The sequence below is a fragment of the Mesorhizobium sp. P3_A9 genome (assembly GCF_056402975.1).
In genome coordinates, this window is the sequence record NZ_JBFUGJ010000011.1 from 48,283 (window position 1) to 58,536 (window position 10,254).

Annotated in this window: 11 protein-coding genes; 4 read left to right on the top strand and 7 right to left on the bottom strand. The window is 61.7% G+C overall.

Going from position 1 to position 10,254, the window contains the following annotated elements; translation table 11 throughout:
* Nucleotides 1–51 precede the first annotated feature (51 nt).
* The 6 genes from AC1DX0_RS03820 to AC1DX0_RS03845 form a co-directional block, all read right to left on the bottom strand.
* Entirely contained in the window at nt 52–849 is a 798-nt protein-coding gene (locus tag AC1DX0_RS03820) for an iron-sulfur cluster assembly protein (RefSeq protein ID WP_477220763.1), read from the bottom strand.
* 5 nt (nt 850–854) lie between these two features.
* Nucleotides 855–1,877, bottom strand: a complete 1,023-nt coding sequence (locus AC1DX0_RS03825) for an amidohydrolase family protein (RefSeq protein ID WP_477220762.1) — start codon at nt 1,875–1,877, stop codon at nt 855–857.
* A gap of 73 nt (nt 1,878–1,950) precedes the next feature.
* A complete protein-coding gene (locus AC1DX0_RS03830) occupies nt 1,951–2,322 on the bottom strand; it encodes an MmoB/DmpM family protein (protein WP_027045792.1) in 372 nt (123 codons plus the stop codon).
* Between the two features lie 16 nt (nt 2,323–2,338).
* The gene (locus tag AC1DX0_RS03835; protein WP_477220761.1) at nt 2,339–3,397 is read right to left on the bottom strand and encodes an aromatic/alkene monooxygenase hydroxylase subunit beta; all 1,059 of its coding nucleotides are present in this window, start codon (nt 3,395–3,397) and stop codon (nt 2,339–2,341) included.
* Between the two features lie 50 nt (nt 3,398–3,447).
* On the bottom strand, nt 3,448–4,509 hold the full coding sequence (locus AC1DX0_RS03840; protein ID WP_477220760.1) for a 2Fe-2S iron-sulfur cluster-binding protein: 1,062 nt from the start codon (nt 4,507–4,509) through the stop codon (nt 3,448–3,450).
* Between the two features lie 54 nt (nt 4,510–4,563).
* Nucleotides 4,564–6,237 (bottom strand): aromatic/alkene/methane monooxygenase hydroxylase/oxygenase subunit alpha, encoded by a 1,674-nt coding sequence (locus tag AC1DX0_RS03845; protein ID WP_197033322.1) that lies wholly within the window; start codon nt 6,235–6,237, stop codon nt 4,564–4,566.
* Between the two features lie 553 nt (nt 6,238–6,790).
* Between AC1DX0_RS03845 and AC1DX0_RS03850 the strand changes: the two genes are divergently transcribed.
* From AC1DX0_RS03850 to AC1DX0_RS03865, 4 genes are read left to right on the top strand one after another with little or no spacing between them, the layout of a single operon-like run.
* Complete coding sequence (locus AC1DX0_RS03850) at nt 6,791–7,264, top strand: hypothetical protein (RefSeq protein ID WP_477220759.1); 474 nt, start codon at nt 6,791–6,793, stop codon at nt 7,262–7,264.
* Nucleotides 7,261–7,584: a hypothetical protein gene (locus AC1DX0_RS03855; protein ID WP_477220758.1), complete on the top strand. Its 324-nt coding sequence runs from the start codon at nt 7,261–7,263 to the stop codon at nt 7,582–7,584. The genes AC1DX0_RS03850 and AC1DX0_RS03855 overlap by 4 nt, the downstream gene beginning before the upstream one ends.
* A gap of 13 nt (nt 7,585–7,597) precedes the next feature.
* Nucleotides 7,598–8,725, top strand: a complete 1,128-nt coding sequence (locus tag AC1DX0_RS03860; protein WP_477220757.1) for a WD40 repeat domain-containing protein — start codon at nt 7,598–7,600, stop codon at nt 8,723–8,725.
* 32 nt (nt 8,726–8,757) lie between these two features.
* Complete coding sequence (locus AC1DX0_RS03865) at nt 8,758–8,931, top strand: hypothetical protein (protein ID WP_167434275.1); 174 nt, start codon at nt 8,758–8,760, stop codon at nt 8,929–8,931.
* 122 nt (nt 8,932–9,053) lie between these two features.
* On the opposite strand, the gene AC1DX0_RS03870 is transcribed toward AC1DX0_RS03865, so the two are convergent.
* The coding region (locus tag AC1DX0_RS03870; RefSeq protein ID WP_477354271.1) for a GMC family oxidoreductase at nt 9,054–10,254 on the bottom strand (1,201 nt) is incomplete at its 5' end.

The following is a 10,254-nucleotide window of genomic DNA, read 5'->3' on the forward strand; positions in this document are numbered from 1 at the left end:
GTTGTTGGTTAGGGGCCTCGTGCAAGGGAGGCCGTTGCTGTCGGCTCTGCTTCAGGCGGTCGGCGCGGTTCGTGCCGGCACGCGATCCATGATGAAATCGACCAGCGTCGGTTCGCCGTCGACCACATCCAGTTCCTTGTATCGGGTCTGCTTGAGCCCCCGGCACAGCGCGCCGTTGAACTCCATGTTGATGCGCACACCGCGCAGTTCGGCGAGATGGGCGCTGAGTGCGTCAGGCGGTATGCGATGCCCTTCCCATGTCACGAAGACGGGAGCGTCCGCCCGGCGGTCGGGAAACCGCTCGAGCAGCGCCGCCCGGTATCGCGGCTTCTGCCTGGCCGCCTCGCCCGGCTCGAACCGTGCGACGTCATAGGCCGGCAGGTCCATGCCGACGATTTCGCGATCCGTCAGGCCGTGCGCCTTGAGGCCGCGCAAGACCGCTTCCTGGCGCCGCTTGAAGGCCTTCGTTGCGAAGGTTTCGCGCAAGCCGCCGAGATCCTGATCCTCGGCGAGCACGGCGAAGATATCGCCGAAGCTCTTGCCTTCCGCCATGCCGCTATTGACCTCGTCGGCGAACATGTGGTCGTGCAGCTTGACGCGATAGGCCGGTCCCCAGGAGAGCTGGTCGAGCGCCTTGCGCACGCCATCCAGCATCAGGAACGCGAAATTGGGCGAGCACCAGTAGGTCGGCAGGCGGAAATCGATCTCCACGCTGCCATCGCCCTTCACCTCGCCCCGCTCGACGAAGCCCATCTCGGTGATGGGTTCGTCGAGTTCCGGGTCGTTGACCTCACCAAGGCGCCGCCAGAGTTCCTTCTGGCAGTCGCCCGAAACGCTGGCGGTTGCCATGGCCCCTACTCCGCCGCGATGCTGAAGGGAGAGCTGGCAAGCGCCTTCTTCTTGGCTTCGATATCGATGCTGTAGAGACGTGCGGCGTTGAGGCCCAGGATCTTCTCCTTGATCTCGTCGGTCAGTTGCACGCCGCGTTCGGCGGCGATGTCCTCGGGTATCTGGTAGGCCCAGAACTTCTCGACCAGCCAGCGCGGCGTCCAGATCGCGTAGTCGGAACCGAACAGGATCTTCTCCGGCCCGAGCCAGAACAACAGTTCGGCGATCACCTCACCGAAATAGCGCGGGCGTGCGTGGATGAAGGGCAGCGCCACCGCCAGGCCGCCATAGACATTGGTCTCCTGCGTCGCGATCCAGCAGAAATCGTCGAGACGCGGCAAGCCGCAATGCTCGATGATCCAGTTGAGGCCCTGGAAATCCGTCGCCGCGTGGTCGACATCATGGACGTCGAACGCATCCTTCGACAGCGGCAGGATGGTCGGGCCCTTGTGGACGTGGATGTTCTTGATGCCTAGCTTGTCGCAGAGTTCGAAGCACTTGTAGGCATCGGGATCGGTGAGCTTCCAGCCCTTGGAGGCGCCGTTCCATTCGGCCGTGTACATCTTCACGCCCTTGACGTTGTAGGTCTCCTTTAGGAAGTGGATGTATTCCAGCGCCTTCTCGCCATCGCGCGGATCGAAGGCGCCGTTGACGATGAACCGCTCGGGATAGCGCTTGGCCACCTCGGCATTGCGCTCGATGGTGTTGAAGCCGGTCTTGTAGAAGTCCTTGAGGTAGGTCGACTGGACGATCGCCACATCATCGGGACCGTCGATGAACAGGTCGCGATAGAGATCGTCGGCGCTGTATTTCTCGAACTTGCTCTTCTCCCACAGCTGGTCCTTCGGGCTCAAGCCGGTGTGATAGGCATAGAAGCATTCGATGAACTGCTTGCCGTGGATGTTCTTCTGGTTTTCCGGGCTGCCGTCCCAGAAATGGGTGTGGCCGTCGACTATGAAAATGTCCTTGCCTTCCGGTGTTCTGTACATGGTTGCCTCCGCAGCAATCGCGTTGATCGGTAGGGCGCGCCGCACCCGGCGGCGCGCCGGATTTTCGTGGCGGCTATTCGATGTATTCGAACATCTCGTCCATGTTGCCGAACAGGATCACGGTGTTGTCGTCGACGCGCACCATGCGGCCGTAATGGGTGGAGGTGTTGACCTCGAAGGTCTCGGCCGAAATCTCGCGGCCGAGATACTCGCCGATCGCGTCCATCTTGAAGATCAGCTTGCCGTCGCCGTCGATGCGGATCAGCGCCGGCTGGTAGGTGATGGTCACCCCCGGCTTCTGGCCCATGAATTCGGCGATGGCGCGGGCCTCGACCGAGTCGTTCATGGTGACGCCGCACTGGTGCGAAATCGTCTGCTCGAAGGTGATGTCCTTCATCGCCTTGAAGATGTTGGAATGCGTTGCGTCGCGTGCAGATAGTGACATGACGATTTCTCCTGTTTCAGCGCTTGAGACCGAGTTCGCCGAGGATCTGGCCAATCCGCTCTTCGGATTTGGCGCGGACATCGGCGAAGGCGACCGGCTTGGAATGCGGCATCGACCAGATCGGCTGCAGGCCGGTGGCTGCCTTGTCGGCGAGCGCGCCGTGCTTCTTGACCCAGCCCTGGAAGAGCTTCTTGTTGGCGGCACCATGCTTCTCGTCATTGGCGAGCAGGTGCATGAGGTCGATCGTGTTGGCGAGATTGCGCTCGTAGTCAGCCTCGGCCGCCGAAATCACCGCCGGGGTGATGAAGTCATGGTTGGCGGCGGCGATCTGCATCAGGAAGCCGGAGCGGAACACTTCGCCCACCAGCGGCTCGAAGACGATGTTGATGGCGAAATACTGCTCGAGATAATCGGTCGCGCCCATGATGGTCTCGACCGCTTCGCGCGTGCCTTGCCAGTTCTTGTCCTCGAGCCAGGCCTTCTTGCCGAGTTCGTCGTCCCAGCCGGGCAGGTCCATGCCGATCTCGGCAAGGTAGAGCGTGATGTCCTGGGCAAGCCTGAGCTTGTAGGACGAGTTGGTCAGCGTCGCGTTGTTGATCATCTGGGTGTAGCCGTAACGCTGCGCCTGCATCAGCGAGGTGCCGAGCCCGAATTCGGCATGTTTCCAGGCGCCGAGCTGCGTCTGCAGGATCTTGACCCAAGCCTTGTCGAAGGTCTTCGGCGTACCCGACTTGCGGGCATTGTTGATGACGCTCTGCACCATCGTCTCGATCTTCGACTGGCGCTGGTAGTGCGTGCGCTCCCATTCCTGGTCGGGAGCGCGGAAGGCATGCCAGTTGGAGCTCTGGGCGGCGGTGTTCTGCTTGACATAGGCGCCCTTGCCGTCGGCGAAGGAGATGATCCAGTCCTGGATCAGGTAGCGTTCCGGGTCGGGCTGGACGTCGACCGTCATGTCCTCATAATGGGTGGCGCGCTGGCCTTTCGGATCGAAATACCGGTATTTCCGGCTGTCGGAGTCGGCGAAGATTGCCGCGCCGGCGGCTCCGGATCCGACTGAACTCGAGGTTGCAGGCATAGTCTCTCTCCCTTGTTGCAGTTGTGGTTGGCTGTGGTGTCGGCCGCCCCTTAATGGGCCGGCGTTGCACCTGCCGATGTGGTGAATTTGTCGAAGAAGATCCGCTCGGTTTCGAAGCCGTTCATGAACAGCACCGGCTGCAGCGCATCGATCATCGGCGGCGGGCCACAGGCATGGACATCGCCCTGCCCGTCGACCGCCAGTAGCTTGAGCATGGCGTCGACGCTCTGGTGCACGAAGCCACGCTCGCCTTGCCATTCGGCGTCGTCATTGGCGTGCGACAGCACGGGAATGAAGGTGACGTCGGAATGATTGCCGACCAGCTCGGCGATCCTGTCGAGATAGAACAGGTCGTTGCGGGTGCGGGCACCGTAGAAGAAATAGACCGGACGCTTCTCGCCGCTCTTCAGATGGTCGTTGAGGATCGACCAGATCGGCGACATGCCGGAGCCGGCGCCGACCAGGATCAGGGGTCCTTGCCGTTCGTCGCGGCGGAAACAGGTTCCGTAAGGTCCGACGACGGTGACTTCGGCTCCGGCGCTGATGCCTCCGGAATCGAGTTCGCCCGAGAACTTTCCCTCAGGGTATTTTTTGATGATGAAGGAGAGTTTTTCGGTTTGGTCCGGCGTATTTGCCATGGAGAACGAGCGCGTAATCGTCTCCCCTTTTTGCGTGGTAACCGTGATGTCGACATATTGCCCCGCCCAGAACTTCATTGGGGAGCCGAGTTCGATCTCGATGCCGCGAATGTCGTGGGTCAGGTGCTCGATGCGAGCAATCCGGCCCTTGTACGTCTTCACGGCGATCGCTTTCGCCAGAATCTCCTCGTCGTAATTGAGAAGCTCGACTTCCAGGTCGGAGTAGGCAATGCAGCGGCACAACAGAACGTGCCCGCTTTCCTTCTCCATGTCGTTCAGCGCGAAGGTCGAGTATTTCAGCATGTCGACTTCGCCTTCGAGCAACACGCTTTTGCAGGCCGAGCATTGCCCTTCCTTGCAGCCGTGCGGCAGGGCGATGCCCTGGCGAAACGCGGCGTTGAGCACCGTTTCGCCATTTTCGACCTCGAATTCGACGCCGACCGGGCTGAGCCTGACCGTGTGGGTTTCCGACATACGGACCTCCAGTGAAAGGAAGGGGCGGGACGAACCCGCCCCCCTTTGGCCTGATCAGTTGCAGGGATTGATCGTGAAGCCGGCCCGGTATTCCGCCAGGTGCTTCTCACGGTCGGCGGGCGACATGGCACGCAGCGCGTTCAGCGGCGATCCGAGCGTGTTGCCGCGCACATCGTCGAGCGTCCACATCTCCTTGTCGTCGAAGCGCAGATGCGGCTGCGGGACCAGCGTCTTGCCATCGGAGCGGACGAAGTTCAGGTCCTTGATCGCATCGGCCAGATCCCAGCCGTCATAGAGCGTCTCCCACTCGCGCTTGCCGCTGAAGCGGCCCATCGCGGGCGTCGGGCGGCCCTGATACTCGTCGGCGAAGGCAACCGTTGCGGTCCACTTGTCGAGTTCGTGGGCAAAGGTGTGGAGCTGACCGTCGATCTCGCCGACCACCATGTCCTCGCGGATCAGGCAAGGAACGAGGCACGACCAGCAGCGGTGCGGATAGACGTAGCCGACGTCGCTGTTGAACAGCAGCACCTTCTCGCCCTTGTGGCTGAGCTTGGCGTACCATTTCCAGAAGTCGCCGAACTCGGCGTACCAGCCCGGATACTTATGCTCGAACCACTCGAAGTCCTTGTCGGTCTGGGCTTCGATGCGCCAGAAATTGACCGGCCAGCCGACCGCGAAGAACTGTCCGACCTTGTGGACGTAGTTCTTCTTGGTGATACGCTCCCAGGCCGCCTGGACGTCGTCGTGATGGACCTTGATGCCGTATTTCTCGAGCGGCAGCATGTAGGTGCGGTAGTAATCCTCATAGATCCAGCGGTGCCACATCTCCGCGTAGGATTCCTTGTTCTTGTCGCGGTTGGTGGTGCCGTATTCGATGAAGGTGCCGATGGCCGCATCGACGATCGCATGGTTCTGCCAGAAGGCGTAACGCAGGTCGCGCTCGAGCAGGAGATGGTTTTCCGGCTCCTTGAGTGCCGCCATCAGCAGCGAGTGGCCATTGCCGATATGCCGGCTTTCGTCGGACTGCACCGACAGGAAGACGGTCGGCAGCGCATAGTCGCCATTGCGGGCGGCTTCCGAAGGCATGGCGACGAACAGCGTGTTGGTGAAGGCAGTCTCGGCGACCACGGTCAGGTACATGCAGGCGGCGGTCATCGTGTCGCCGGTGATGAAGCCTTCGGCGAACTGGCGGCCGATGGTGGTGGCGTAGCACTTTCCGAAGGCTTCCTCGGTGATGTCGAAGCCGGCCGGATCGATGTAGTTCTCCATGTACCATTTCTTCAGATTCATCTGGATCGTCGAGTGACGGAACTCGTCGATCATCTGCATGGTGAAACCGGTCCGGAGTTCCTCGCCGGGTGCGATGCGGGCGACCATCGCCATCGAGCGGGCGGCCGAGATTTCCGGGAACGGAATGATGGCCAGGAAGAGCTTCATCCACTCGACCCAGCGCGGCTCGACATTGCGGAACATGTCGCCGCGCAAGGCCGCATCGAGCGCGCCATAGACGCGGTTGTCCTTCTCTTCCTGCATCGGGAAATAGGACCGCAGAACCTGCTTCATCGGGTCGCGCGGCGTCTTGTTGATCTTGTAGTCGGTCGGAAACGTCATCGCTTCCTGCACGTAGGAAGGATTCCAGCCGAGATCGGCAATCTTCTTGGTCGCCTCGCCGACGGAGATTCCGCGTTGCGAGGTAATCTTGTTGAGCGTCAGAGACGTCATGGTCATAAGCCTCCACCAGGTTTGAGCCGCAGGTCCCTTGACCCCGGCATGAAGCGGCAAAGCACCGCCAGTGAGAGTGCGAGCGGCATGACAAGGCGTTGCGCGTCGAAGCGCGACCCGAGGTCCGGCCGTTCAAGTGGATCGGGGCAAAGGTTTCGAGGCGTCTGGCAAGGATCCGCGACGCCAACCGCATATGCGATGGGCGTATCGAAGCGGTCCTGCTTCCTCCGTTCCTTCGTTCTTTTGGCACCGCGTCAAGCGCGATGGGCTTCTTATGAAAATGAACAAAGCAAGCGCCGTGCCAGTTTTAAAATAGCGCTCACGGCCGGCATTAAAAACAAGACCGTCGCCCTTTGGGCAGGCAATCCGATGCGCAACTGTAACGTTCTTTTACAGTTGTAACTTACGCCTGTAATATTTAACATATATTCGCATGTGCAGCATGATTAGTTAGCATTCGCAGCAAATAACGAAATTCATATTATCTGTTTAACTCTTCGTCTTTCCAGACTATTTGAAGGCGGCGGCCCATGGGTGGGCCTGGCGCTGGAGAAAAACCATGCCGAACGACAAGGACAGTCGAGGGTCACCCGAGCCGATGTCCAGCCATGCCGACGGTGTAACCGGTGATCTCGTCAAGCTGATGCCGCGCGATCTGGTCTTCGTCATGCGCTTCATGGGCGAGAGCCAGCACCGTCTGCAAAGCCATTTCCAGGACTTCATCCGGGCCGAGCTTGCCGCCGGCGGCGTCACCATGGAGACGCATCCGATGATCCATCTGTTCATCGAAAACCACGCGATCCTGCTGCGCGACTTCGTGTTTTCCGGGGTTTCGCTGACGCGTCAGTTCCGTGTCGAAGAGATCGAGCGCCTGACCGGCGACACGACATCGATGATCCGCGTCGACATCTGGGACCAGTTGAAGAGCCACATCGAGACGGCTGAAAAACAGTTCCAGTCGCAAGCCGGCACATTGCCCAAATTGCTGTCGGCTTTCGAGAAACCGCAGGGGCCTTTGGGGAGCGAAAAATGACCCAGGCATCCAAAACCGCCAGGCGTGACGCGCTGCTCGCGCGCCGGCTCGATCTCGTCGCCAGCGTCTCGGCGCTTACCGCGGAGGCGCTGCGGCTCAACCAGAAACGCGCCGGTATCGAAATGGACGTGCTGCGCCTGGAGCTCGAAATCGGCAGAAGCGGCGCCAGCGAGCAACTGGTGCGGGACTTGCATGAGGCTGAAGAGAACGCCGAGGCAATCATGCAGGCATGTGCGGCTTGCGAGGATCGCATCATAGCTGCGGAGGGCGATGTCGAGGACGTCGATCGCCTGCTGGCCGCAACGGCGAACGAGGACTGACGGGAGAGACAGCATGAACCAGCAGACGATGCAGAACCTGACCTTGTTCGACCTTCTGGCCCGCAGCTGGCAGCGGCCGTCGGCGATCGCCGATCTGCGCTTCAGCGCCGACGGTTCGGCTGTGACTTTCACCTCGGTCGACGGAACCGTCGCCATAGCCGCGGTCGCGGATCACGAGCCGCCGGAAGCGCGGATCAGGGTCAGCAACGATCTCGGCCAGACGACGATCCGCCCCAGGGAGAAGCCGCCAGTGCCATTGATTGCCACGGCGGCATTCGGTGACGGCGATGTGCCGCTCGCCAGCTATGCGCATTCCGGCTTCCTCGTCGGCGCGGCGAGCGGCGACGTGCTGCATCTGACCACCGGCGGTGAAGTCGCTGAGCCCCTGGTCAGGATCGACGGGCCGGTCGTCGCCATCGACCACAGCGCCAAGGCCGGCACGATAGCCATCAGCAACGGGCATGATGTCTTCCTGTCGCGGGGGAAAGGCGATGCCGTGCGACTGGAACGCGATGTGACCTCGTCGACAGATGCACTTGCCTTCTCGCCGGGCGGGCGGCGACTTGCCTGCGGCCTTGGCGAAGGGCTGTCGATCTGGGCGGTCGAAGGCGACGCAGCCTTGACACACGACATCCCGCTATCCGCGCGCCCGGTGTCGATCCGCTGGAGCAGAGACGGCACCTGGCTGGCCTGCGGGCTCGAAACCGGCGGCTTTGCTCTGGTCTCTCTGGCCGATGGAAGAGCAGAAATCGTCGCGGGATTTCCATCGCCGGTCCGCACCGTGTGCTGGAGCCAGCCGGCGCATGCGTTGTTTGCATCGGGCGCCTTCCGGATCGCCGGCTGGTCGATGACCGCCCCGCCGGTTGGCGGCGAAACCTCGGGTGCGCTGGAGACAGGTCGCGCCGGGCTGGTCCTTGTCGAGGCGGTGGCGGCACACCCGGAAAAGAAGCTGATTGCGGCGGGCTACGCCAACGGCCGTATCACCATCGCCCAGATCGGCGCGCGGGACGAGCTTCTCGTCAGGCCCTTGGGCAGCGCCGTCACCGCTCTCGCCTGGTCCGGCGACGGTCGGCATCTGGCGATCGGAGCTGTCGATGGCACCGCCGCCATCGTCACCTTTCCCGCACAGATGTTCAAATAACGGACGCAGTCCTTATGAAACAGGAGGATGACATGCAGACCGAACTCACCGCCGAGGACAAGAGCAAGGACGAATTTTTCGAACGGCTGGCCGAACTGTCGGAAGAAATGGTGGCCAAGCATGGCAAGGATTTCAGCATGGGCGCGCTGGTGCTCGCCGCTCGCTGGATCGCGGAAAACCGCGTCGGCAAGCTGAAGACCAACTAAACCGACGAGACTGTCCGTTGCTCAGACGAAGAGGCGACCCCTATCGGGCGGAGTTGATACCGCTGCTGGGGGTATGGTCGCGCCGCTTCGGCATCAGCAGGACGCCGCATATGGCCACAACATCACTGGCGCGGATCCAGCAAGATCATCTCCGCAGCCTTTTCCGCGATCATGACGACCGGAGAGTTGGTGTTGCCCGAGACGATTGTCGGCATGATCGAGGCATCGACCACGCGCAGTCCGGCAAGCCCGTGAACACGCAGCCGATCGTCGACCACCGCCATCGAGTCCGAGCCCATCTTGCAGGTGCCGACGGGATGGAAGATCGTCGTACCGATATCGCCGGCCTTGCCGATGAGATCTTCGTCGCTCTCATATTGTGTGCCGGGCAGCATCTCTTCGGGCGCAAAGCGTGCCACGGCCCGCGCCTTCATCAGGCTACGGACATGGCGCAGCGAAGCGATGGCGACACCGCGGTCTCCCTCGGTGGATAGATAGTTCGGCCGGATCTTCGTCGCCTCGCGCGGATCGGACGATCCCATATGCACCGTGCCCCGGCTTTCCGGGCGCAGATTGCAGACCGACACAGTGACCGCGGGAAAGCGATGCAGCGGCTCGCCAAGCCGGTCCGTGCTCAGCGGCTGCACATGGTATTCCAGATCGGGTGTCGCGAGGCGAGAATCACTCCTGGCAAAAATGCCGAGCTGGCTCGGGGCCATCGACAGCGGCCCGCTGCGCTTGAGCGCGTATTCCACCCCCATCGACGCGCGGCTGATCAGATTGTGATAGCGCTGGTTGAGCGTCGCGGCATTGGCGACCTTGAAGACGGTGCGGAGCTGCAAATGATCCTGCAGGTTTTCACCGACGCCCGGCAAGGCATGACGAACATCCACACCGATACTCGAAAGCAGATCGGGGCGCCCCACCCCCGACAGTTCGAGCAGCTTCGGCGAATTGATGGCGCCGGCGGCAAGGATCGTCTGTCCGGCGCCGACCCTATGCAGGCGGTCGCCTTGGCGAAAGACCAGTCCGGTGACACGCCGGCCGTCGAATTCGAGCCGTTCCATCTCGGCCCCGGTCATCACGCGCAAATTTTTGCGCGCCGCAATGCCGCGCAAAAACGCCTTCGATGTGTTCCAGCGCACGCCCCGCCGCTGGTTGACCTCGAAATAGCCCGAGCCTTCATTGGTGCCGGTGTTGAAATCGTCGGTGCGGGGAATGCCGAGTTCCTCGGCTGCGTCCCGGAACGCGTCGAGGATTGGCCAGGACAGACGCTGCCGTTCGACCCGCCACTCGCCGCCGGTGCCGTGCATGGCGCTATTG

What these genes read in the sequence shown, in the direction of transcription:
- AC1DX0_RS03820 (WP_477220763.1), bottom strand. Translation starts at nt 849, where the DNA reads ATGGCAACCGCCAGCGTTTCGGGCGACTGCCAGAAGGAACTCTGGCGG.
- AC1DX0_RS03825 (WP_477220762.1), bottom strand. Translation starts at nt 1,877, where the DNA reads ATGTACAGAACACCGGAAGGCAAGGACATTTTCATAGTCGACGGCCAC.
- AC1DX0_RS03830 (WP_027045792.1), bottom strand. Translation starts at nt 2,322, where the DNA reads ATGTCACTATCTGCACGCGACGCAACGCATTCCAACATCTTCAAGGCG.
- AC1DX0_RS03835 (WP_477220761.1), bottom strand. Translation starts at nt 3,397, where the DNA reads ATGCCTGCAACCTCGAGTTCAGTCGGATCCGGAGCCGCCGGCGCGGCA.
- AC1DX0_RS03840 (WP_477220760.1), bottom strand. Translation starts at nt 4,509, where the DNA reads ATGTCGGAAACCCACACGGTCAGGCTCAGCCCGGTCGGCGTCGAATTC.
- AC1DX0_RS03845 (WP_197033322.1), bottom strand. Translation starts at nt 6,237, where the DNA reads ATGACCATGACGTCTCTGACGCTCAACAAGATTACCTCGCAACGCGGA.
- AC1DX0_RS03850 (WP_477220759.1), top strand. Translation starts at nt 6,791, where the DNA reads ATGCCGAACGACAAGGACAGTCGAGGGTCACCCGAGCCGATGTCCAGC.
- AC1DX0_RS03855 (WP_477220758.1), top strand. Translation starts at nt 7,261, where the DNA reads ATGACCCAGGCATCCAAAACCGCCAGGCGTGACGCGCTGCTCGCGCGC.
- AC1DX0_RS03860 (WP_477220757.1), top strand. Translation starts at nt 7,598, where the DNA reads ATGAACCAGCAGACGATGCAGAACCTGACCTTGTTCGACCTTCTGGCC.
- AC1DX0_RS03865 (WP_167434275.1), top strand. Translation starts at nt 8,758, where the DNA reads ATGCAGACCGAACTCACCGCCGAGGACAAGAGCAAGGACGAATTTTTC.